Here is a 23,615-nt window from a genome sequence, read left to right on the forward strand (position 1 = left end):
CATCGTGCCGGTGTTTTCTGTACGCCATGGTCCTTGATGCCGCCAACGCCCGTCTGATCGCACCCGCTACCGCGGGCCGTTCGACTGCGCCGGTCGCCATCACCACCATTACCACCACCACCGTCACCACTGCCCTGGTGCGGCCCGTCGTCTTCGTGTAACTCCCGAAAACAACGGCCCCGCACCATCCAGGTGACGGGGAAACTCGACCACCTGCATGCGACGGGGCCTCCAACCGAGGTCTGCATGTCTTCCATCGCCCCCGCCCATCCGCCCGCTGCGTCCGCACTGGCCGCGCCGTCCACTGTCGTGCACAAGTTTGGCGGCACCTCGGTGGCCGATGCCGAGCGCTATCGCCATGTTGCCGGCCTGCTGCTGGCCCGCCCCGAGTCATTGCAGGTCAGCGTGGTTTCGGCCATGAAAGGGGTTACCGACGCGCTGATCGAGCTGGCGCACCTGGCAGCCCGGGGCGATGCCGGCTGGCAGGAAGCCTGGCATGCACTGCGCGCGCGCCATCGCGGTGCCGCGGTAGCGCTGCTCGGCGAACAGGTGGGCGACACCGTGGAGTGGATCGATGCACGTTTCGACCAGCTGGCCGAGGTGCTGGCCGCCCTGGCGGTGATCGGCGAGCTGCCACGCGAAGTGCTCGACCGCGTGCAGGGCCTGGGCGAAGTGTTCTCCGCGCAGTTGCTCGGCACTCATCTGCGTGGGCTGGGTGAGGACTGCGCGGTGCTGGATGCACGCGATGTGCTGGTGGTCGGCCATGGCGAACTGGGCGTGGATGTCGACTGGGATGCCAGTGCCGGCCGTCTGGCCGCATGGCGGCTGCAGCACCCGCAGCTGCGCGTGGTCGCCACCGGTTTCGTCGCCCGCGACCGCCAGGATCGTGTCACCACGCTGGGCCGCAACGGCAGCGACTATTCCGGTGCGATCTTCGCTGCGCTGTTCAACGCCGACGAGCTGCACATCTGGACCGACGTCGACGGCGTGCTGTCGGCCGACCCGCGGCTGGTGCCGGAGGCTGTGCAGCTGCACGCGCTGAGCTACGACGAGGCCTGCGAGCTGGCCTACTTCGGAGCCAAGGTGGTGCATCCGCAGACCATGTCGCCGGCGATCCGGCTGGGCCTGCCGATCTTCATCCGCAATACGTTCCAGCCCAGCCATCCAGGTACCCGCATCAGCGCCGAGCGCTCACCACGTGGCCCGGTGAAAGGGCTGACGCTGAGCGCGGATCTGGCCCTGCTGAACCTGGAAGGCACCGGTCTGATCGGCGTGCCGGGTACCGCCGAACGCGTGTTCGCCGCGCTGCGCCAGGCGCAGGTCTCGGTGGTGATGATCTCGCAGGGGTCCTCCGAACATTCGATCTGCTGTGTGGTCCGTGCGGGTGAAGCGGCGCGTGGTCGCGATGCCGTGGTGCAGGCGTTCTCGCACGAACTGGCAGCCGGCCAGGTGCAGCGCGTGCAGGTCAGCGACGGCGTCAGCGTGCTGGCTGCGGTCGGCGATGGCATGGCAGGCCAGCCGGGCGTGGCCGCGCGGCTGTTCGAATCGCTGGGACGGGCGCAGGTGAACATCCTGGCGATCGCGCAGGGGTCGTCCGAACGCAACATCTCGGTGGCGGTGGGCAGCGCCGATGCGACCCGCGCGCTGCGTGCCGCGCATGCGGGGTTCTGGCTGTCGCCACAGACGTTCGCGGTGGGCGTGATCGGTCCGGGCAATGTCGGTGCGGCGCTGCTGGACCAGCTGCTGGCCGCGCGCCCGCAACTGCTGGCCAAGGCCAACGTCGATCTGCGCCTGCGCGCGCTTGCGTCACGCTCGCGCATGCGCCTGGAGGCCGATGGCCTGCATGAAGACTGGCGGCAAGCGCTGCAGGACGCCGGACAGCCCAGCGACCTGGACCACTTCACCGAGCACCTGCTGGCCGCACATCTGCCGCATGCGGTGGTGATCGACTGCAGTGGCAGCGCCGAGGTCGCCGAGCGCTATGAAGGCTGGCTGGCCGCAGGCATCCATGTGGTGACCCCGAACAAGCAGGCCGGCGCCGGGCCGCTCGCGCGCTACCAGCGCATCCGCGCGGCGGCCGCCGCCAGTGGTGCGCGCTTCCGCTACGAGGCCACGGTGGGCGCCGGCCTGCCGGTGATCACCACGCTGCGTGACCTGGTGGATACCGGTGACGAAGTGCTGGCGATCGAAGGCATCTTCTCCGGCACGCTGGCCTGGTTGTTCAATCGCTTCGACGGCAGCCAACCGTTCTCGGAACTGGTGGCACAGGCGCGCTCGATGGGCTACACCGAGCCGGATCCGCGCGACGATCTGTCCGGTGTGGATGTTGCGCGCAAGCTGGTGATCCTGGCCCGTGAGGCCGGCCATGCACTCAGCCTGGAGCAGGTGCAGGTGGAGAGCCTGGTGCCGGCGCTGCTGCGCGAGGGAAGCGTGGACGACTTCATGGGGCGCCTGGGCGAATCGGACGACGCGCTGTCGGCACGGCTGCACGCCGCCCGCGAGCGCGGTGCGGTGCTGCGCTATGTCGCGCGGCTGGGCCCGGATGGTGCCTCGGTCGGCCTGCAGGAGCTGCCGGCCGACCACGCGTTCGCCAACCTGCGGCTGACCGACAACGTGGTGCAGTTCCGTACCCGCCGCTACTGCGACAACCCGCTGGTGGTGCAGGGCCCGGGCGCGGGTCCGGAAGTGACCGCTGCCGGCGTGTTCGCCGATCTGCTGCGGGTGGCGGCCGGCGAAGGGGCGCGGCTGTGATCGCACGCGCCTTCGCGCCCGCATCGGTGGCCAACGTGGCCGTGGGCTTCGACATCCTGGGTCACGCCATCGCCGGTATCGGCGATACGGTGAGCGTGCGCCGCATCGACGAACCTTTGGTACGCATCGACGCCATCCGTGGCAGTGCGGTCGAGCTGCCGCTGGATCCGGCCGGCAACACCGCTGGCGCTGCGCTGATCGCGCTGCGGGCGGCACTGGGGCTGGGCTTCGGTTTTGCCATCGAGATCGACAAGGGCATTCCCTTCGGCTCCGGCATGGGCGGATCGGCCGCCTCCTGCGTTGCCGCGCTGGTGGCGGCCAATGCGCTGTTGGACGTGCCACTGTCGCGCGAAGCGCTGTATCCGTTTGCACTGGATGGCGAAGCGGTGGCCAGCGGTGGCCGCCATGGTGACAACGTCGGCCCGCTGTTGCTGGGGGGCGTGGCGTTGTGTACGGCTGATCGCCTGGTGCCGATTCCGGTGCCGGCCAGCTGGCACAGCCTGCTGGTGCATCCGCACGCGGTGCTGGAAACCCGGCGCGCGCGGCAGGCGCTGCAGGGCAGCTATGCGTTGGGCGAATTCGTTGCGCAGAGCGCCAACCTGGGGCTGGTGTTGAGTGGTTGCCATCGCAGTGATGCATCGCTGGTGCGCGCGGGCCTGCGTGATGTGCTGGTCGAGCCGCGGCGGGCGGGCCTGATCGTGGGCTTCGACGCGGCGCGCGATGCGGCATTGGCGGCAGGTGCGATGGGCGCAGGCATTTCCGGCGCCGGGCCCAGCTTATTCGCCTGGTTTGAAGATGCCGACCAGGCGCGCGCGGCAGCGGAACCCGTGCGTGCGGCGTTCGCCGCGGCCGGTTTCGACAGCGATGCCTGGGTCTCGCCGCTGGATGCAGCCGGAGCCCGTTTGTGCTGACTTCTTCCTCCCTACCGGATATCGATCCCATGCAATTTGTTTCGACCCGTGGCCAGTCGCCGGCTGTTGGACTCAGTGCGGCCATCGCCGCGGGTCTTGCGCCCGATGGTGGGCTGTACGTGCCGCAGGTGCTGCCGGCACCGCGCACGCTGCAGGCCGGTGCGACCCTGGCCGACACCGCCGCAGACCTGCTGGCGCCTTTCTTCGACGGGGATGCGCTGGCCGATGCCTTGCCATCGATCTGCCGTGAGGCCTTCGATTTCCCCGTGCCGTTGCGTGCGCTGGGCAACAGTGGTGATCACGTGCTGGAGCTGTTCCATGGGCCGACGGCGGCGTTCAAGGACATCGGTGCGCGTTTCCTCGCCGGCGTGCTGTCGCGGCTGCAGACCGGCAAGGAGCGCGACCTGACCATCGTGGTGGCCACCTCCGGTGACACCGGCGCGGCGGTCGCGGCAGCCTTCCACCAGCAGCCTGGTGTACGCGTGGTGGTGCTGTACCCGGATGGGCGGGTGTCGCCGCGACAGGCGCATCAGCTCGGCTGCTTCGGCGACAACATCCAGGCGCTGCGGGTGGCCGGTTCGTTCGATGATTGCCAGGCGATGGTCAAGCAGGCACTGGCCGATCGCGATCTGCAGGCACAGGTACCGCTGAGTTCAGCCAACAGCATCAGCCTGGGCCGGCTGCTGCCGCAGATGAGCTATTACGCGCACGCGGCACTGAGCCATCATGCGCAGCACCAGCGGCGCTTGAACCTGGTGGTGCCGACCGGAAATCTCGGCAATGCGATGGCGGCGGTGCTGGCGCGTGCGCTGGGCGTGCCGATCGGACAGATCGTGCTGGCGACCAATGCCAACGCGGTGCTGCCGCGCTACTTCGGCGGCAATCAGTACCAGCCAGCGGCCAGCATTGCGACCGTGGCCAACGCCATGGATGTCGGCGCTCCCAGCAATTTCGAGCGGCTGCGCTGGCTCTACCACGGCGACGATGCGGAGCTGCGCGCGGCGTTCCGCGCCTTCGCAGTGGATGACGTGACCATCCGCGCGACCATTGCCAGCGCCCATGCCAGCGACGGTGAACTTTTCTGCCCGCACACGGCCACGGCGGTGAAGGTGCTGCAGGATCTGCGCACAGGCGGCGCCAAGGGCGATTGGGCGGTGGTCGCTACCGCGCACCCGGCCAAATTCGAGGCGGTGGTGGAACCGTTGGTCGGTGAAACGGTGGCGGTGCCGCCGGCACTGGGCGCGCTGCTGCAGCGTCCAGCGCATGCCGAGCCGCTGGCGGCCGATTACGCAGCGTTGCGCGGGGTGTTGTTGCGTTGACGGAGGCGTCTGCGTGGTTGCCGGCCGCTGGCCGGCAACCCGATACCGATCGGGCACTCAGCCCAGCACTTCACCGGCCAGGCCGCGCAGGCCATCCTCGTCGAGGATCTCAACGACGTTCAGATGGGGCAGGGCGATCAGGCCCTGCTGGCGCAGCTTGGTGAAGGTGCGGCTGACCGTCTCCATGGTCAGGCCCAGATGGTCGGCAATGTCGCCGCGGCCCATCGGCAGCGAAACGCGCAGGCCATCGCCGCCCAGCTTGGCCTCGCGGGCGGCCAGGCGAAGCAGGAAATCAGCGAGTTTTTCCGCCGGTTGCAGGCGCGCCAATGCCAGCGCGGCATCCTGCGCGGCATCCAGTTCCTGGCAGGCGCGTTGCAGCAGCTTGCGCTCAAGGTGCGGATAACGGGCACGCAGGCCCTTCATCTGCGGCAGGGCAACGCGGCACACGCGGCTGTCGGCGATGGCCTCGATGTCGTAGCGATGGTGGTCGCTGCCGCTCAGGCCCAGGTAGTCGCCGGGCAGCACGAAGCCATTGATCTGGCGGCGGCCATCGGCAAGCGTACGCACCAGCCGCAATGCACCACCGGTCAATGTATAGACATGCAGGCGCTCTTCACCGCTGCGGGCGAGGGTGCTGCCCATCGTCACCTGCTGCGACACGGTCACCTGTTCCAGCGCCTGCACCTCATCGGGCGACAGCGCAGAGCACACCGCCAGGTGGCGTACCGAGCAGTGCAGGCAGTCCAGCGTGGCGCAGGACGGCGCGGCGGGGTCGTTGGTGGCGGTCGGAGCGCCGGAAGGCCGGGACATGTTGCGTGGGCGTATCGCGGGCGGGGAGGGCTTTATGATACTTCAAGCGGCCGTTGGACCCGGTATTCCACGGCAATGCGATGTGGGGCGCTAGAATGTCGGCCCCTCCCACGTCCCCGTTCCCGCAGGAGTTCCGCCCGTGATCAAGCCCCGTACCCCGCCCGGCACCCTTGAACTGCTGCCGCGCGAGCAGATTGCGTTCCAGCGCATGCTGGACGTCATCCGCCGCAACTACGAGCGCTTCGGGTTCCTGCCGGTGGAGACGCCGGTGTTCGAGCTGTCCGATGTGCTGCTGACCAAGTCCGGCGGCGAGACCGAGCGCCAGGTGTATTTCGTGCAGTCCACCGGCGCGTTGGCCAACGCCGCCGAATCCGGCGACCGTTCGCTGCCGGAGATGGCACTGCGCTTCGACCTGACCGTGCCGCTGGCGCGCTACGTGGCCGAGCACGAACACGAGTTGACCTTCCCGTTCCGTCGCTACCAGATGCAGCGCGTCTACCGCGGCGAGCGTGCCCAGCGCGGTCGCTTCCGCGAGTTCTACCAGTGCGACATCGACGTGATCGGCAAGGACAGTCTGAGCGTGCGCTACGACGCCGAAGTGCTGGCGGTCATCCACGCGGTGTTTGCCGAACTGCGCATCGGTGACTTCAGCATCCAGCTGAACAACCGCAAGCTGCTGCGCGGCTTCTTCGAGAGCCTGGGCGTGGCCGAAGGCGAGCGCCAGCTGGCGGTGCTGCGCGAAGTGGACAAGCTGGACAAGCGTGGCCCCGACTACGTGCGCGAAACGCTGGTGGGCGAGGGTTTCAACATTCCGGCCGAACAGGTCGAGAAGATTCTTGCCTTCGTCGCCGTGCGTTCGCAGGGGCATGCCGATGCGCTGGCGCAGCTGGCGGCACTGGAAGCCGGTGCCGGTTCGTCGGAGATCCTGCGTGCCGGCGTGGCCGAGCTGCGCGAAGTGCTGCAGCTGGTGCAGGCATTGGGCGTGCCGGAAACCGCGTACTGCCTGAACTTCTCCATCGCACGTGGCCTGGACTACTACACCGGCACGGTGTACGAGACCACGCTGACCGACCACCCGCAGATCGGTTCGATCTGCTCGGGCGGCCGTTACGAAGACCTGGCCAGCCACTACAGCAAGTCCAAGTTGCCAGGCGTGGGCATTTCCATCGGTCTGTCGCGCCTGTTCTGGCAGCTGCGCGAAGCCGGCCTGATCGAGGGCATCGAAGCCAGCAGCGTGCAGGCGCTGGTGGCACTGATGGACGAGCAGGGCATGCCGCAGTCGCTGGACATTGCCCGTCGCCTGCGTGCCGGTGGCATCAACACCGAAGTGCAGATGGAGCCGAAGAAGATCGGCAAGCAGTTCCAGTACGCGGCCAAGGCAGGTATCCGTTTCGTGGTGCTGGCGGGCGAGGACGAACTGGCGCGTGGCGTGGTGGCGGTAAAGGACCTGCTGCGCGAGCAGCAGTTCGAAGTTTCCCGCGACGAGCTGGCCAGCACCCTGCAGGTCGAACTGGAGCAGTCGCGGGTCATGGCATGAAGCCTGCCGCCGCAGGGGCGCTGATGCTGCTCCTGCTGGCGGGCTGCCAGAGTGATCCGGCGCTGCGCAGCACCCGGATCGGCCCGGCCCAGTATCAGCTGATGGTTGATCGCTGCCATGTGATCGACCGGGCGCAGCTGGAGCAGGATCTGCAGGCCCTGGCCGAGCGTGCGTGCGCGGGTCGGGCAGGGGGGCTGCAGAACCTGCAGTCCCATCCCAGCCGGCAGGGCAGCCTGTTCGGCGAATGCCTGCGGCGCGGCGCGCTGCAGGCGGAGGTCCGCTGTCTGCCCTGATGGGGCCACGTCCATCGCAGCATCCGAACGCCCACCGCCCGGTGGGCGTTTTCGTTTCCGCCGCCCGGTTCCGGGGTCAGATCCGTTTTCCCCGGGAAAACGGATCTGACCCCATGGCCTCGCGGTTTGACGCAGTGCGCAAGAATGCGTTAATGTACTAACACGCTATTACATTGATGCAAGAGTCCTGCCCGTGAAAGCCCGCCCCGACATCGCCGTCAAAGACCCGCAAGCCGATCTGGACGCCCTGGCCCAGGCCTTTGCCGCCCTGCGCGAGCCGGAACAGGTGGTCGCCTTCCTGCGTGACCTGTGCACGCCGGCCGAGCTGGAAGCCATGGCCGACCGCTGGAAGGTGGTGCCGCTGCTGCAGCAGGGCGTGCCCTACCGCGAGATCCACGAGCGCACCGGCGTCAGCGTGACCACCACCGGGCGCGTGGCACGCACGCTCGAGCATGGCCATCGAGGCTATGCCGCCGCCGTCGACCGCCTTGCTTCGCGCTGATCCGCGCCCCGTTCCGAACTTCGAGACCTCCCCCATGAGTGCAACCCAGGCAGCGCCGGCGCGAGACCGGCTGCGTATCGCCATCCAGAAGAGTGGCCGGCTGGCCGAACCCGCCCGCAACCTGCTCAGCGCCTGTGGCCTGAGCTGGCGCGAGAGCCGCGACAAGCTGTTCTGCTATGGCGAATCGCTGCCGGTGGACCTGTTGCTGGTGCGCGACGACGACATCCCCGGCCTGATTGCCGATGGCGTCTGCGACCTCGGCATCGTCGGCCGCAACGAACTGGACGAGCAGGCCGCTGCACGTCGCCAGATCGGCCTGCCGGATAGCTACCACGCGCTGCGTGGGCTGGGTTTCGGTAAGTGCCGGTTGATGCTGGCGGTGCCGGAAGAGTGGCAATGGCAGGGGCCGGCGCAACTGGCCGGCACCCGCATCGCCACCAGCTACCCGGCCATCCTCACGCAGTGGCTGGCCGCGCAGGGCGTGGATGCGCAGGTGGTGGAGCTGTCCGGCTCGGTGGAGATCGCGCCGCGACTGGGCACCGCCGATCTGATCTGTGACCTGGTCTCCAGCGGCGCCACCCTGCGTGCCAACCAGCTCACCCCGGTGCACAACCTGCTCGACAGCGAAGCCGTGCTGGCCGGTGCGGTGCGCGTTCCCGATGATGCCCGTGGCGCCCTGCGCAGCATGCTGCTGCGTCGCCTGGACGGGGTGGTGCAGCGGCAGGACCGCAAGCTGCTGATGTTCCGCGCCAGCGAGGACCGCGTCGACGCGCTGGCGCAGCTGCTGGCCGATGCCGAACCGTTGGTGCGTTTGCCTGCCGATGGCGGTGCGTTGCGCCTGCAGACCATGTGCCCCGGCCCGTTGACCTGGCAGCGCATGGAAGAACTGGAGCGCGCCGGCGCCCAGGGCCTGATGGTACTGAGCGTGGAGCGGTCGCTGGCATGAATCGTCTTATCTGGTCGCAACTTGATGAGGCCGCGCGCAGCGCGGCGCTGACCCGCCCGGTGCAGACCGTGGCGCAGCAGACCCGTGATGCGGTGGCCGCGCTGATCGCGCGGGTACGTACACAGGGTGACGTCGCACTGCGCGCGATCACCGCGGGCTTCGATGGCGTGGACCTGCAGGATTTTGAAGTCTCCGACAGCGAGTTCGCTGCCGCCGAAGCCACCGTGCCGGCCGCGCTGCGCCAGGCCATGGTCGAGGCGGCCGAGCGCATCACCCGCTTCCACAAGGCGGGGATGGGCCAGGGCTATGCAGTGGAAACCGCGCCGGGTGTGGTCTGCGAGCGCATGCTGCGGCCGATCGGCCGGGTTGGCCTGTATGTGCCGGCCGGCAGCGCGCCGTTGCCGTCCACCGCGCTGATGTTGGGCGTGCCGGCGCAGTTGGCCGGTTGCCCGCAGGTCGTGCTGTGCACGCCGCCGCGTGCCGACGGTACGGCCGATCCTGCAGTGCTGGTGGCCGCGCGCCTGACCGGCGTGCAACGTGTGTTCAAGCTGGGTGGCGCGCAGGCGATCGCGGCGATGGCGTATGGCACCGGGAGCATCCCGGCGAGCGACAAGCTGTTCGGGCCGGGCAACAGTTTCGTCACCGAGGCCAAGCAGCAGGTGGCACAGGACGGTGCCGCCGCCATCGACATGCCAGCCGGTCCGTCGGAAGTGCTGGTGATTGCCGATGCCGGCGCCAATCCGGCGTTCGTCGCCGCCGATCTGCTGTCGCAGGCCGAGCACGGCCCGGATTCGCAGGTACTGCTGCTGACCGATGACGCGGCGATGCTGGCCGCCGTCGAGGCTGAAGTGGAACGCCAGGTGGCCTTGCTGCCGCGGCAGGACATCGCCCGCCAGGCACTGTCGGCGTCGCAGTTGATCCAGGTGGAATCGCTGGCGGATGCGTTTGCGATCAGCAACCGCTACGCGCCCGAACACCTGATCCTGGCCCTGCGTGAACCGCGCGGCTGGCTGGACCAGGTGCAGGCGGCCGGTTCGGTGTTCCTCGGCGATTACACGCCGGAAGCACTGGGCGACTACTGCAGCGGCACCAACCACGTGCTGCCCACCGCCGGTGCCGCGCGTGCCTACAGCGGTGTCAGCGTGGCCAGTTTCCAGAACCTGATCAGCGTGCAGAGCGCGAGTGCCGCCGGCTTGGCCGCGATCGGTGGCTGCGCGCGCATCATCGCCAGCGCCGAAGGGCTGGACGCGCACGAACGTGCGGTGGCGCTGCGCATGGAGGTGGCCGCATGAGCGCAGACATCGACGGCGTGCTGGCCTTGGTACGGCCGGACCTGCAGGCCTTCGCCGGCTACAGTTCGGCGCGCAGCAGCGCTGTGCAGGGTGAAGTGTGGTTGAACGCAAACGAATCGGCGTGGGCCAATCCGGCCGATGCCACCGGCGGCAGCCGCCGCTACCCGGAGCCGCAACCGGCTGCGCTGTGTGAAGCGCTGGCGTCGCTGTACGGCGTGCAGCCGCAACAGCTGCTGGTAGGCCGTGGCAGCGACGAAGCGATCGATCTGCTGGTGCGCGCCCTGTGCGTGCCGGGCCGCGATGGCGTGCTGGTGACGCCGCCGGTATTCGGCATGTACGCGGTCTGCGCGCGGTTGCAAGGTGCGCCGTTGATTGAAGTGCCGCTGATTGATGATGGCGAGGGCCTGCGCACGGACCTGGATGCGGTGATTGCCGCTGCGAAGGGGCAGGGCGCCAAGCTCGTTTTCCTGTGCGCGCCGTCCAATCCTGCCGGCAGCGATATCGCGCTGGCGGAGATCGAGCGCGTTGCTGTTGCCCTGCGTGGGCAGGCGCTGGTGGTGGTGGATGAAGCCTATGTCGAGTACGCCCAGCGCGCATCGGCGGCCACGCTGCTGGCTACGCACGCCAACCTGGCGGTGCTGCGCACGTTGTCGAAGGCGCACGCGCTGGCCGCCGCACGTATCGGCACCCTGATCGCCGCGCCGGAACTGATTGCCGTGCTGCGCCGTTGCCAGGCGCCATACCCGGTGCCGACGCCGTGCGCCGAGCTGGCCGTGCAGGCACTGCAGCCGGCCGCGCTGGCACGCACCGCCGAACGCGTGGCCACCGTCATCGCCGAGCGCGAGCGCCTGCGTACCGCGCTGGCAGGGTTCCCCGGCGTCCGCCGAGTGTACGCCTCGGCCGGCAACTACCTGCTGGTCCGCTTTGCCGATGCCCAATCTGCGTTCGACGCGCTGCTCGCTGCCGGTGTAGTGGTGCGCGACCAGCGCGCTGCGCCGCAGCTGGGCGATGCACTGCGTATCAGCATCGGCAGCCCCGAGGAGAATGACCGCGTGCTTGCGGTCCTGTCGGCACGGAGGGCCGCCGCATGACGCCCATCCTGTTCATCGACCGCGACGGCACCCTCATCGAGGAACCGGCGGATTTCCAGATCGATGCCTACGAGAAGCTGCGCTTCGTGCCGCAGGTGATCCCGGCGCTGCTGAAACTGCGCGATGCCGGCTACCAGTTCGTGATCGTCACCAATCAGGATGGTCTGGGCAGCGAAGGCTATCCGCGCGCCAGCTTCGATGGCCCGAATGACCTGATGCTGCAGATCTTCGAAAGCCAGGGCATCGTCTTCCGTGATGTGCTGGTCGACTGCAGCTGGCCGCACGACAACGCGCCGACGCGCAAGCCGGGCATCGGCCTGATGACCGCCTACCTCCAGGACCGCAGCATCGACTGGGCGCGCTCGGGCATGGTCGGCGACCGCATCACCGACCTGCAGTTCGCCGACAACCTCAACATCCGTGGCTTCCAACTGCGCACCGAGCAGTTCGGCGGCGAGTGGGACTGGCCGGGCATTGCCCACGCACTGGCCGATGCGCCGCGTACGGCGGTGGTCCAGCGCAATACCAGGGAAACGAAGATCCGTGTGGAACTGGATCTGGATCGTGCCGGCGATGCGCACATCCACACCGGCCTGCCTTTCTTCGACCACATGCTGGAACAGATCGGCAAGCACGGTGGCTTCGCGCTGGACATCCGCGCCGAGGGCGACCTGCACATCGACGAACACCACACCATCGAAGACACCGGCCTGGCGCTGGGCCAGGCCCTGCGCGAAGCGCTGGGGGACAAGCGCGGGATCGGCCGCTACGGTTTCACCCTGCCGATGGACGAAACCCTGGCCAGTGCTGCGCTGGATTTCAGTGGCCGCCCGTATTTCGTGTTCGAGGGCGAGTTCAAGCGCGAGCGTGTGGGCGACATGCCGACCGAACTGGTCCCGCACTTCTTCCGATCACTGTGCGATGCCAGCGGCCTGAACCTCAACCTGCAGGTGCGTGGCGACAACGACCACCACAAAGTCGAAGCCTGCTTCAAGGCCTTGGCGCGTGCGTTGCGGCCGGCGCTTGCGCGGCAGGGCACCGCGTTGCCGACCACCAAGGGGGCGCTGTGAGCGAGGTCGTGCTGATCGATGCCGGCGGCGCCAACCTGGGCTCGGTGCGCTACGCACTGGAACGGCTCGGTGCTACGGTGCGCCTGGTCCGCGACCCCACTGGCCTGGCCGACGCGCAACGGGTGATCCTGCCCGGCGTCGGTGCGGCCGGCCCCGGCATGCAGCGCCTGCATGCGCAGGGCCTGGTCGAGCCGCTGCGCCAGCTGCAGGTGCCGCTGATGGGCATCTGCCTGGGTATGCAGTTGTTGTTCGATCGCTCCGAAGAGGCTGGCGTGGATACGCTTGGCTTGATCCCCGGGGTGGTGCGCAAGCTGGTGCCGGCCTGTGGCATCCGCGTGCCGCACATGGGCTGGAACCGGCTGCTGCCGTTGCGTCCCTCGCTGCTGCTGCAGGGGGTGCCTGAGCGCGCCAGTGCGTACTTCGTGCACAGCTACGCTGCACCGCTGAACAGCCATACCGTCGCCGCCTGCGATCACGGCGGCCTGTTCACCGCCGTTGTCGAGCAGGGCCGCTACTTCGGCGCCCAGTTCCATCCCGAGCGGTCCGGCGATACCGGTTCGCTGATGCTGCGCAATTTCCTTGAGGGCACCGCTGCATGAGTTTCATCGTCTATCCCGCGCTGGATATCCGTGATGGCCGCGTCGTGCGGCTGCGCCAGGGTGACTACGCGCAGGAAACCCACTATGGCGACGATCCGTTGCCGCGTGCGCAGGCGTTCGCCGCGCAGGGCGCACAGTGGATGCACCTGGTCGACCTGGATGCTGCACGTGCCGGTGGCTATACGCTGGCGCCGCTGTTGGCGGCGATCCGTGCGCAGACCCCGCTGCAGGTGCAGACCGGTGGCGGTGTGCGTGGCCGCGACGACGTGGCGCGCATCCTCGAGGCCGGCGCCAGCCGCGTGGTGATCGGGTCATTGGCGGTGCGCGAGCCCGAACAGGTGATCGGCTGGCTGGCCGAGTTCGGCCCGGAACGGCTGACCATCGCCCTCGATGCGCGCCAGGACGCGCAGGGGCAGTGGCAGTTGCCGGTGCACGGCTGGACCGAAAACGCGGGGGTGACCCTGGATGCCCTGGCCGAACGCTACGCGCAGGCCGGCATGCGCCACCTGCTGTGCACCGACATTGCGCGCGACGGCATGCTGGCCGGCCCCAACATCAGCCTGTACCAGCATCTGGCGGCGTTGCTGCCGGGCGTGGCGGTACAGGCGTCGGGTGGTATCCGCGACGTGGCCGACGTGGCGGCGGCGAAGGCCGCTGGTTGTGGCGGCGCGATCCTCGGCAAGGCGCTGCTGGAACAGCGGATGGACCTGGCGGAGGCGCTGGCATGCTGAGCCGCCGCATCATTCCCTGCCTGGACGTACGCGATGGCCGCGTGGTCAAAGGCGTGCGCTTCCGCGATCACGTCGACATGGGGGACATCGCCGAACTGGCCCAGCGCTATCGCGACCAGGGCGCCGACGAGCTGGTGTTCTATGACATCGGCGCCAGCCCGGAGGCACGGTCGGTGGACGTGGCCTGGATCGAACGCATCGCGCGCCTGATCGATATCCCGTTCTGCGTGGCCGGTGGCATCGACAGCGTGGAGACCGCGCGCCGCGTGCTGTTCGCGGGTGCGGACAAGATCTCGATCAACTCGCCCGCGCTGGGCCGCCCGGAACTGATCAGCGAACTGGCTGAGGAGTTCGGCGTGCAGTGCGTGGTGGTGGGTGTCGACTCCGTGCGCGAGGCCGACGGCCAGTGGCGCGTGCGCCGTTTCAGTGGCGATCCGGACAAGACCCAGGCGGTGCCGTTGCGCACGCTGGACTGGATCGTCGAGGCGCAGCGCCGGGGTGCCGGCGAGATCGTGCTGAACTGCATGGACAGCGATGGCGTGCGCCGCGGCTATGACGTGGAGCAGCTGCGGCAGGCGCGTGCGCTGTGCCAGGTGCCACTCATCGCTTCCGGTGGTGCGGGTGCGATGGAGCACTTCGCCCAGGCCTTTGACCAGGCCGACGTTGACGGTGCGCTGGCGGCCAGTGTGTTCCACAGTGGCGCCATCGCCATTGCCGACTTGAAGCGCTACCTGCGCGAGCAGCAGATCGAGGTACGAGATGTCTATTGACGTGCGGCCGTCGCCGCAGGCGCTGGAAGCGCTGGACTGGGACAAGGGGGATGGGCTGTTGCCGGCCGTGGTGCAGGACGCCGACACCCTGCAGGTGCTGATGCTGGGCTACGTCAGCGCCGAGTCGCTGGCGGCGACGCTGGCGATCGGCCACATGACCTTCTTCAGCCGCAGCAAGCAGCGTCTCTGGACCAAGGGCGAGCAGTCCGGCAATGTGCTGGCGGTGCAGTCGATCAGCGTCGATTGCGATGCCGATACGCTGCTGGTGCTGGCACGCCCGGCAGGCCCCACCTGCCATACCGGGGCGGAGAGCTGTTTCGATGGTGCGCCGAAGGACTTCCTTGGCGGCCTGGACCAGTTGGTCGCGGTACGTGAGGCGCTTCGTCCTTCCGGCAGCTATACGACGTCGCTGTTCGAGGGCGGCATCCGCCGCATCGCGCAGAAGGTGGGCGAGGAAGGCGTGGAGACGGCGCTGGCCGGGGTGGCGCAGGACGATGAGGCACTGCTGGGCGAGGCCTCGGACCTGCTGTACCACCTGCTGGTGCTGCTGCGCGCACGCGGGCTGTCGCTGGAAGATGCGCGCGACGTGCTGGAAAAGCGCCATCGTTGAACAAGGTGTGCGGACCAACGGTCCGCACCTACAATATGGCGTCTTCTTTTTCCCGGACCGCCCCCATGAAACTGCCTGCCGCCTGGCTGTGCTGCCTGTTGCTGACCTCGCCGGCCTGGGCCGCGGACACCGTGGTCAGCGGCAAGGTCTATCTGGAGCGAGACGGCAAGCCGGGCCGCGGTGCGACCGATCCGGGCCTGGCCGGCGTGCAGGTGTCCAATGGCGAAACCATCGTCAAGACCGCTGCCGACGGCAGCTACAGCCTGCCGGTGCGTGACGGGCAGACGGTCTTCGTGATCAAGCCTGATGCCTATTCCTTCCCGAAGGCCGCCGACGGCCTGCCATCGTTCTGGCGGCACTACCGGCCGAACGGTTCCCCTGCGCTGAAGTACGGCGGCATCGCGGCCACCAGTGACGTCGCCCGCAACTGGGACTTCGCGCTGCAGAACGACCGGCATGACAGCCGTCGTGGCTTCCAGATGCTGGTTTTCACCGATTCGCAGACCGCCAGCCTGCAGGACATCGGCTACTACCAGCAGTCGATCGTGGCGCCGCTGGTGGGGCAGACCAAGGCGCGTCTGGGTACCACGCTCGGTGACATCGTCAACGACGACCTGACCCTGTACCCGGCGATCAACAAGGTCACCACCGAGCTCGGCGTGCCGTGGTTCCACGTGCCCGGCAACCACGATCTGGACTTCGACGCGGCCAATGACGCGCATTCGCTGGACAGCTGGCGCAACATCTACGGCCCCGATACGTACGCGGTGGAAGAGGGCGGCGCCAGCTTCGTATTCCTCGACGACGTGGTGTACGACCCCACTGCCAAGCCGAAGTATGTCGGTGGCCTGCGCGAGGATCAGTTCGCCTTCCTGGCTGCGTATCTGAAGGGCCTGCACAAGGACCGCCTGCTGGTGCTGGGCATGCATATTCCGCTGTTCGACGCGGCACCGGGGCGCGAGACCTTCCGCCATGCCGACCGCCAACGCCTGTTCGACCTGCTGAAGGACTTCCGCAACGTGCTGGTGCTCAGTGGCCACAGCCACACCCAGCAGCACGTCTACCACGGCAAGGCTGACGGCTGGCAGGGTGCCGGGCCGCTGCACGAGTACAACGTCGGTGCCAACTGCGGTGCGTTCTGGTCGGGTGTGAAGAATGCCGCCGGCGTACCGGACAGCACCATGAGCGATGGCACGCCGAAGGGCTATGCGCTGCTGGACGTGGCTGGCAATGGCAGCTACCGCCTGCAGTACCGGGTGGCCGGTGCAGCCGCCAGCGAGCAGATCGGCCTGCATGCGCCGAAGGTGCTGCGCAAGGGCGCGTACCCGGCGTGGGGCATCTACGCCAACGTCTACATGGGCGAGGACGCCAGCGTGGTCGAGTACCGCGTCGATGGTGGCGCCTGGCAGCCGATGAAGCAGGTCAGCCAGGCTGATCCGCGGCTCATGGTGGAGAACGTCGCCGACGATCTGGCCTCGACGTTGCGCGGCTACGACCGTTCGCCGGAAGCCACCGCTTCGCCGCACCTGTGGCGTGGTGCGTTGCCGACCGATCTGGCCGTGGGCAGCCACAAGGTCGAGGTGCGTTCCACCCAGCCCGATGGTGCGGTATTCACCGCCAGCACCAGCTACAGCCTGCAGACCGCGCAGCCCTGAGCGCGGGCAGGGCTGTCCTCACGCACTTCCATCACGAAAGGACGCAGCATGGATATCCGCTTCATGGCCGGCACCACGCCGGTCACCCTCAGCCGCCACTGGTTCACCGGCGCGATGATGCTGCAGAGCGCCAGCGAGAAGGTCTGGGTGCAGCATCCACTGCATCCGGGCACGCACTTCTCGTTCTCGCTGGTACAGTCGTGGCAGCGCCATATCGCCGGCCATGAAGTGCTGGTGGAGCGGACCCGGCCGCTGCTGTTCGCCGGGTTCCGTCCGCAGCGCCTGCGGGTGCTGGTGGATGGTGTGCAGGTGGCCGAGCAGGAAGGGATGTGATCCCGGGTGCCGCTGTCGCCGCGCTAGGCAAAGGCCGGCCGATGCCTGAGAATCGGGACGATTCAATCGATCCAAGCAGGCCAGCGTGAACGTTGCAGCAGTGTCCCCGGTTCCATCCGAACCCGCCCGCAGCGGCGTTCCACGCAGCCTGGTCGTAGCCGATGTCGGCGGTACCTTCGCCCGTCTGGCTGTGGCCGAGACCCTGCCGGGGCAGGCGCCGCGGCTGGGCAGCTACCGCACCTACGCCTGTGCCGACCACCCCAGCCTGGCGGCGATCCTCGCCGATTTCACCGACAGCCTCGGCCAGCCGATGGCCAGCGCGGTGGTCGCCATCGCCGGCCTGCTCGACGGCGACACCCTGATCAACGCCAATCTGCCGTGGACGGTATCGCTGTCGGCAACGCGCCGCGAGTCGGGCCTGCCCGACCTGCAGCTGATCAATGATTTCGAAGCGGTGGCGCTGGCCATCCCGTATCTGCAGGCCGACACGCTGGTGCCGCTGAACGGCGACGCCGATCCGGCCAAAACCTTCCCGGCGCTGGTGCTCGGGCCGGGCACCGGCCTGGGTGCGGCACTGCGCTTTGCCGATGGCGAGCGCCCGGTGCTGGCCAGCGAGATCGGCCACGCTGCGTTGGGCGCCGGCAACGCGCTGGAACTGCACGTGCTGGGCCAGCTGCTGCAGCGCTGGCCGCACGTGGACAACGAACGCGTGCTGTCTGGCAGCGGCCTGATGAACCTGTACCCCTGCCTGTGCGAACTGCGCGGCGTAGAGCCGCAATGGACCAGCACCGAAGCGCTGATCGCAGCCGCACGGCTGGGCGACGATGCGCTGGCGGTGGAAACCCTGCAGGTGTTCTGCGCCTGGCTGGGCAGCCTGGCTGGCGACGCCGCGATCGCGGTGGGCGCGCGCTCGGTGTACCTGGCCGGTGGCATTTCCACCCATGTGCAGGACTTCCTGGCCGACGGCCGTTTCCGTGAGCGCTTCCTCAACAAGGGTGTGCTGACCGACGTGCTGCGCCAGGTGCCGGTGTGGCGGGTGGAACATGGCCAGCTGGGCGTGCTCGGTGCAGCGGCCTGGCACGCAGCGCGGACGCCCGCGCACGATTGATCGGCGCTGCCGGCATCGGGCCGGCGGGCGCAGCATGCAGACGGAGGCGAAGATGGTGGATCGCAGGCAGTTCCTGCAGGCCGGTGCACTGGCCGCGGGTGTGGCAGCGTTGCCGGTGGTGAAGGCGCGCACGCAGGGCGGGGCCAAGGTGGTATCGACCTGGGACTTCGGCGTGCCGGCCAATCAGGCCGCGTGGAAGGTGCTGGCGCAGGGCGGCAGCGCGCTGGATGCGGTGGAAGCCGGTGCGCGCTGGGCTGAGAGCGAGCTGTGCAATCCCACCGTCGGTCATTGCGGCAACCCGGACCGCGACGGCGTGCTGAGCCTGGACGCCAGCATCATGGATGGCGACGGCCGCTGTGGCGCGGTCGCTGCGCTGGTCGACATCCTGCATCCGGTGTCGGTGGCCCGCAAAGTGATGGAGAACAGCCCGCACGTGCTGCTGGTGGGCGAGGGTGCCCAGCAGTTCGCCGTGCAGCAGGGTTTCGAGCGCCAGCACCTGCTGACCCCGAAGGCCGAAGCGGCGTGGCGCGAATGGTTGAAAACCGAGAAGTACGCGCCGCAGATCAATGCCGAGCGCCGCGGCCTACCCGGCAACAGCGACAACCACGACACCATCGGCATGCTGGCACTGGATACCAAGGGCAACCTGGCCGGCGCCTGCACCACCAGCGGCATGGCCTGGAAACTGCACGGCCGGGTGGGCGACAGCCCGATCATCGGCGCGGGCCTGTACGTCGACAACGAAGTGGGCGCCGCCACCGCCTCGGGTGTGGGCGAAGAGATGATCCGTAACGCGGCCTCGTTCCTGGTGGTCGAACTGATGCGCCAGGGGCGCTCGCCGGCACAGGCCTGCCGCGAGGCGATCGACCGCGTGGTGCGCAAGCGGCCTGAAGCCAGCCGCACGCTGCAGGTCTGTTTCCTGGCGATGAACAAGCAGGGCGAGGTCGGTGCCTATGCGCTGCATCGCGGCTTTGTCTACGCAGTGTGCGATGGGCAGCGCCAGGACGACCTGCGTGATTCGCCGTCGATCTATACGAGCACGCAGGCGTGAGCGTGCGCCTGACGCTGGAGATCGCCAGCAACTCGGTGGCCTCGGCGTTGGCCGCGCAGGCCGGTGGCGCAGACCGCATCGAGCTGTTCGACAATCTCGCTGAGGGCGGCACCACGCCGTCGTTTGCCAGCATCGCCATTGCCCGCGAGCGGCTGCGGATTCCGTTGTTCGTGCTGGTGCGACCACGCCCGGGTGATTTCCACTACGACGCGCTGGAAACCGAGCTGATGCTGCGTGACATCGCGCAGTGCCGCGCGCTGGGCTGCGACGGCGTGGTGATCGGTGCGCTGGATGTGCAGGGCGATATTGACCTGCCGCTGTGCCGGGAACTGGTGCAGGCGGCCGGCCCGTTGCAGGTGACCTTCCACCGTGCGTTTGATGCCGCGCGCGATCTGCCGGCGGCGCTGGAACAGGTGATCGGGCTGGGCTGCCAGCGGGTGCTGACCTCCGGCGGCCAGGCCAGCGCCGAAGCCGGGGCCGAGGTACTGGCCGCGCTGGTCGCACAGGCGGGCGGCAGGATCAGCGTCATGGCTGGCGCCGGGCTTGGCCCGGGCAACATAGCCGCCGTGGCGCGGCGGACCGGCTGCCCCGAACTGCATGCCTCGGCCAAGGGGCAACGACGCTCGGCCATGCAGTTCCAGAACCCGGACCTGCGCGGGCTGGACCCTGACTGGAGCCAGACCGCGACCGCCACCGTGGCCGCACTGCGGCAGGCGCTGGACGGCTGATCGCTGCCGGGGTCGGATCCCTTCGAAGAAGGGCTCCGACCCGGACCAGGCGTTATTGGGTCAGAGCCCCTCTACGAGAGGATCCGACCCGGGTACCTGGTTCGCCACGGACAAAACCGTTCCGCGCGCGTTTGTCGCAATCGTGTCATCGCTTCGTGCGCCGTTCTCTCAGCGATGTTTCGCAACCCGTTGAATTCTTTCGACACCGGGAGCCGATAGCGACGTGTTGCAGCGCGTTGCTGCGTCGCCGCATGCCGGGCGTGGTTCAGCTGTGCTTTAGTTTGGATCGATCCACAGGGGAGGGTGATCGAATCGAGATGGATCGATTCAACGCCCGGGATCGCCATCCGACCGCGCGCCCACCATCCAAGAGCAACCACCCATGGCTCAGTCCGTCCGCAACCGTCGTCATCTGCTGTCCCAGGCCCTCGTGCTTGCCTTGCTGCCCTTCGCAGCGGGCGCACAGGAAGCGGCCCCGTCGTCCACCAAGGACCTCGATGCCGTCACCGTTACCGGCTCGCGCATCAAGCGCGCCGGCGTCGAGGGGCCGGCCCCGGTCAACGTGATCACCGCCGCACAGATCCAGAAGGAAGGCTTCGTCACCGTCTACGACGCGCTGAAGACGCTCACCGAAGCGACCGGCACCGTTGAAGCGGCATCGCAGTGGGGCTCGCACACGCCCAACGCGAGCGGCCTGAACCTGCGCGGCATGGGGCCCAACCGCAGCCTGCTGCTGGTCAACGGCCGCCGTGTGGCCGACTACCCGCTGCCCTATGGCGGCGAGACCAATTTCTCCAACTACAGCAACATTCCTGCCGCTGCCGTGGAGCGCATCGAAGTGCTGACCGGCGGCGCGTCGGCGATCTATGGATCCGACGCCATCGCCGGCGTGGTCAACGTCATCCTGAAGACCAACTACGACGGCGACGAAGTGCGCGTGCGCGGTGGTACCTCCACCGAAGGCGGCCGCGATACCTGGGATCTGTCGTGGGCGGGCGGCAAGACCGGCGACAACTGGAGCGTGACCTACGCCCTGCAGTACACCAAGCGCGATCCGCTGTTCGGCCGCGACCGGCCGCAGATGGACGACGCTGACGATGCGCTGTACCCGTCCTGGAACATGGAACAGCGCAAGGTCGGTTTCCGTCCCACGGCGGGCCTGGCGCTGATCGACCCGAGCACAGGCCAGCGCCTGGCACCGCCGGACGGCACCTGCGAGAAATTCGCTGGCGAGTACTACACCGCCGATCGGCTGGTCTACAACTACAACGCCAATACGGTGAGCAACACCGGCCGCCTGTGCGGCATGAGCGCCGACTACGCCAACTGGCTGCTGACCGGTGGCTCGGAGAACGTGTCGGGCAATCTCTATGGCACCTTCGATTTTGGTGACGGCCTGCAGGCCTGGAGCAACCTGGCGGTGTACCGGTCCGAGGCGATCTGGGGCACCAACCCACCCAGTGTTTCGTTGATCGACGATGCCAACGGTTATTACTGGGACGCCAACCGCAATCGCCCGGTGCTCGGCGTGCGCCAGTTCACCCCGGACGAAGTCGGTGGCCTGGACACGCTGCGCAATACCAACCGCGAGTTGTCGTGGGATATCAGCGCAGGCCTGCGTGGTCGCCTGGCCGATCGCTTCGACTGGAGCGCTACGGTCGGCCGTTCCTACTACCGCGTTGAAGAGCGACAGAATGTGGTGGACGAACAGAAGTCGTACGACTTCTTCCTCGGCCCACGGCTGGGCACCACCGGCGACGGTGAGGCCATCTACGCATTGAACGAGGCGCGCTGGTGGAACCCGATCACCCCGGACCAGTACTGGCAGATGGGCACGGTCGCCAAGAATCGCGCGTCGTCCTACGTCAACCAGGCCTCGGCCGACATCACCGGTGAACTGTTGCAGGGCTGGGCCGGGCCGATCTCGTTCGCAGCGGTGGCCGAAGTAGCGAAGCAGGGCTATCACCTCAGCCCGGATCCGCGTGCCGGCATCGATTTCGACCTGCAGAACGTGGATCGTGGTGGTGGTGAGCGCACCCGCTATTCGGCCGGTGTCGAGTTCAAGATCCCCTTGGCCGACAGCCTGATCGCCACCGCTGCCGCGCGCTACGACCGTTACGGCAGCTACAAGGCCGACGGCGGCAGCGAGGCGCTGGATGTCGGCAGCCAGAAGGAAACCACCTGGAACGCCGGCCTGGAATGGCGTCCGTTCGAGTCACTGTTGGTGCGCGGCTCCTACGCGACCAGCTTTCACGCGCCGGACATGCACTACCTGCTGGGCCAGGCCAGCAGCTCCGAAGTGCTGACCTACGACCGCCTGCGCTGCATCGAGAGCGGCGCGTATCTGGTCAACAACTGCGGCGTGGGCAATACCGATGTCTGGTATGCGTTCGACGTGAACCGTCGGGGTACGCCGCTGCTGCGCTCGGAAACCGGCAATTCGTGGACGGTCGGCTTCGTCTGGGACGTACTGCCTAACCTGTCGATGAGCGCGGATTACTGGGCGATCAAGCTGGAAGACATGATCGTCGACGTCGGTGCGGACGAAGTGCTGGCCAGCGAGGCCGGCTGCCTGACCGGCAAGAACATGGACGGTACGCCGTGGGCGAATCCGGCGGGTGAGGCTTACTGCGCCGGCATCCTGGCCCGGGTGAATCGTGACAGCAGCGGGCGGTTGGTGTCGATCGAGCGCGGGCCGTTCAACCTGGCCAGCCGCGAAGTGCGTGGTATCGATCTGAGCGCGCGCTATCGGCTGGAGACGGCCGCATGGGGCAGCTTCCAACTGGGGGTGAACTACACCAACCAGATCTCGACGAAGGAGCAGCGCTACGCCAACGACCCGAACCCCGAGCGCCGCGACCGTGACCTGCGCAGCAAGCTGCGCGCGAGCCTGGCCTGGCAGGGAGGAAACTGGAACGCGAACGTGTATGCCGACCGCATCGGCTCGGTGCCGGGTGTGCGCTACCACTGGGGCACCGACCGCCTGGACAACCCCGGCGGCTGCCTGCCGTTCGCCGATGGCTACGTACCCAGCGACAGTCCGTCGCTGAACTGCCTGGAGCCTGCCACGCGTCCGGATGGATCGGCCAATCCGAACCCGAATGCGGGGCAGCAGACGGCGCGCTATTACGGCCGGGTCGGGCCGTTCATTACCTGGAATTTCAACGTCGGCTACCAGGTGACCGAGTTCATGAAGGTCAATCTGTACGTCAACAACGCGTTCAACGCGACCAGCTGGAACCACAAGGACCCGTACAAGGTCGACTACGATTTCGCCCCGACGCGTCTGCTCGGTGCGGTGGGGCGTGAGTTCGCGCTGGAGTATGTGTTCACGTTCTGAGGGATGGCGGCGCCGGGCATGACCCGGTGCCAGCCGCGGGGTGACGGGGCAGCCACGCATGGCGTGGCTCTACTGGGCGCGCGGGACGCCGGGCGGCCACGCTTGGCGTGGCTCTACTGTAGATCCACGCCATGCGTGGATGGGCCGTTGGCCGGGCGGGGTGGATTT

At 68.1% G+C, this 23,615-nt stretch carries 21 protein-coding genes; 20 read left to right on the forward strand and 1 reads right to left on the reverse strand.

Going from position 1 to position 23,615, the window contains the following annotated elements:
* Positions 1-246: 246 nt before the first annotated feature.
* Genes thrA through thrC form a run of 3 tightly spaced genes read left to right on the forward strand, consistent with a single transcriptional unit; the run spans position 247 to position 4,981 of the window.
* Entirely contained in the window at positions 247-2,751 is a 2,505-nt protein-coding gene (thrA, locus tag AC13GI_RS10500) for a bifunctional aspartate kinase/homoserine dehydrogenase I (protein ID WP_482996230.1), read from the forward strand.
* The gene (locus AC13GI_RS10505) at positions 2,748-3,662 is read left to right on the forward strand and encodes a homoserine kinase (RefSeq protein WP_482996231.1); all 915 of its coding nucleotides are present in this window, start codon (positions 2,748-2,750) and stop codon (positions 3,660-3,662) included. The genes thrA and AC13GI_RS10505 overlap by 4 nt, the downstream gene beginning before the upstream one ends.
* A gap of 29 nt (positions 3,663-3,691) precedes the next feature.
* Entirely contained in the window at positions 3,692-4,981 is a 1,290-nt protein-coding gene (gene thrC, locus AC13GI_RS10510; protein ID WP_482996232.1) for a threonine synthase, read from the forward strand.
* Between the two features lie 57 nt (positions 4,982-5,038).
* Here thrC and AC13GI_RS10515 read toward each other — a convergent pair whose 3' ends face one another.
* Positions 5,039-5,791, reverse strand: coding sequence for a Crp/Fnr family transcriptional regulator (locus tag AC13GI_RS10515; RefSeq protein WP_482996233.1), 753 nt, complete (start codon positions 5,789-5,791; stop codon positions 5,039-5,041).
* A 139-nt stretch (positions 5,792-5,930) separates the two neighbouring features.
* On the opposite strand from AC13GI_RS10515, the gene hisS reads away from it, so the two are divergent.
* From hisS to AC13GI_RS10600, 17 genes are all read left to right on the forward strand, one after another.
* Positions 5,931-7,328, forward strand: a complete 1,398-nt coding sequence (gene hisS, locus AC13GI_RS10520; protein WP_482996234.1) for a histidine--tRNA ligase — start codon at positions 5,931-5,933, stop codon at positions 7,326-7,328.
* On the forward strand, positions 7,325-7,621 hold the full coding sequence (locus tag AC13GI_RS10525; RefSeq protein WP_482996235.1) for a hypothetical protein: 297 nt from the start codon (positions 7,325-7,327) through the stop codon (positions 7,619-7,621). The genes hisS and AC13GI_RS10525 overlap by 4 nt, the downstream gene beginning before the upstream one ends.
* 193 nt (positions 7,622-7,814) lie before the next feature.
* Positions 7,815-8,123, forward strand: coding sequence for a YerC/YecD family TrpR-related protein (locus tag AC13GI_RS10530; protein WP_346565074.1), 309 nt, complete (start codon positions 7,815-7,817; stop codon positions 8,121-8,123).
* 34 nt (positions 8,124-8,157) lie between these two features.
* Positions 8,158-9,069, forward strand: a complete 912-nt coding sequence (gene hisG / locus AC13GI_RS10535) for an ATP phosphoribosyltransferase (RefSeq protein WP_482996236.1) — start codon at positions 8,158-8,160, stop codon at positions 9,067-9,069.
* Positions 9,066-10,361 (forward strand): histidinol dehydrogenase, encoded by a 1,296-nt coding sequence (gene hisD / locus AC13GI_RS10540; protein WP_482996237.1) that lies wholly within the window; start codon positions 9,066-9,068, stop codon positions 10,359-10,361. The genes hisG and hisD overlap by 4 nt, the downstream gene beginning before the upstream one ends.
* The gene (gene hisC / locus AC13GI_RS10545; protein WP_482996238.1) at positions 10,358-11,452 is read left to right on the forward strand and encodes a histidinol-phosphate transaminase; all 1,095 of its coding nucleotides are present in this window, start codon (positions 10,358-10,360) and stop codon (positions 11,450-11,452) included. Before hisD ends, hisC begins: the two co-directional genes overlap by 4 nt.
* Positions 11,449-12,522: a bifunctional histidinol-phosphatase/imidazoleglycerol-phosphate dehydratase HisB gene (hisB, locus tag AC13GI_RS10550; RefSeq protein ID WP_482996239.1), complete on the forward strand. Its 1,074-nt coding sequence runs from the start codon at positions 11,449-11,451 to the stop codon at positions 12,520-12,522. The genes hisC and hisB overlap by 4 nt, the downstream gene beginning before the upstream one ends.
* Entirely contained in the window at positions 12,519-13,121 is a 603-nt protein-coding gene (hisH, locus tag AC13GI_RS10555) for an imidazole glycerol phosphate synthase subunit HisH (RefSeq protein ID WP_482996240.1), read from the forward strand. Before hisB ends, hisH begins: the two co-directional genes overlap by 4 nt.
* Positions 13,118-13,852, forward strand: coding sequence for a 1-(5-phosphoribosyl)-5-[(5-phosphoribosylamino)methylideneamino]imidazole-4-carboxamide isomerase (gene hisA, locus AC13GI_RS10560; RefSeq protein ID WP_482996241.1), 735 nt, complete (start codon positions 13,118-13,120; stop codon positions 13,850-13,852). Before hisH ends, hisA begins: the two co-directional genes overlap by 4 nt.
* Complete coding sequence (gene hisF / locus AC13GI_RS10565) at positions 13,846-14,622, forward strand: imidazole glycerol phosphate synthase subunit HisF (protein ID WP_099818308.1); 777 nt, start codon at positions 13,846-13,848, stop codon at positions 14,620-14,622. Before hisA ends, hisF begins: the two co-directional genes overlap by 7 nt.
* Positions 14,612-15,232 carry a bifunctional phosphoribosyl-AMP cyclohydrolase/phosphoribosyl-ATP diphosphatase HisIE gene (gene hisIE, locus AC13GI_RS10570; RefSeq protein WP_482996242.1) on the forward strand — a complete coding sequence of 207 codons (621 nt, stop codon included), beginning with the start codon at positions 14,612-14,614 and terminating at the stop codon, positions 15,230-15,232. Before hisF ends, hisIE begins: the two co-directional genes overlap by 11 nt.
* 65 nt (positions 15,233-15,297) lie before the next feature.
* Positions 15,298-16,887, forward strand: a complete 1,590-nt coding sequence (locus tag AC13GI_RS10575; protein ID WP_482996243.1) for a calcineurin-like phosphoesterase C-terminal domain-containing protein — start codon at positions 15,298-15,300, stop codon at positions 16,885-16,887.
* Positions 16,888-16,935: 48 nt separating this feature from the next.
* Positions 16,936-17,220 carry a hypothetical protein gene (locus AC13GI_RS10580; protein ID WP_025874818.1) on the forward strand — a complete coding sequence of 95 codons (285 nt, stop codon included), beginning with the start codon at positions 16,936-16,938 and terminating at the stop codon, positions 17,218-17,220.
* Between the two features lie 85 nt (positions 17,221-17,305).
* Positions 17,306-18,328, forward strand: coding sequence for a glucokinase (locus AC13GI_RS10585; protein ID WP_482996244.1), 1,023 nt, complete (start codon positions 17,306-17,308; stop codon positions 18,326-18,328).
* Between the two features lie 52 nt (positions 18,329-18,380).
* The gene (locus AC13GI_RS10590) at positions 18,381-19,379 is read left to right on the forward strand and encodes a glycosylasparaginase (protein ID WP_482996245.1); all 999 of its coding nucleotides are present in this window, start codon (positions 18,381-18,383) and stop codon (positions 19,377-19,379) included.
* Positions 19,376-20,107 (forward strand): copper homeostasis protein CutC, encoded by a 732-nt coding sequence (locus AC13GI_RS10595; protein ID WP_482996246.1) that lies wholly within the window; start codon positions 19,376-19,378, stop codon positions 20,105-20,107. The genes AC13GI_RS10590 and AC13GI_RS10595 overlap by 4 nt, the downstream gene beginning before the upstream one ends.
* Positions 20,108-20,489: 382 nt before the next feature.
* Positions 20,490-23,447 (forward strand): TonB-dependent receptor plug domain-containing protein, encoded by a 2,958-nt coding sequence (locus tag AC13GI_RS10600; RefSeq protein WP_482996247.1) that lies wholly within the window; start codon positions 20,490-20,492, stop codon positions 23,445-23,447.
* The last annotated feature ends 168 nt before the right edge of the window (positions 23,448-23,615 follow it).

The organism is Stenotrophomonas sp. 82F1, from assembly GCF_056861525.1.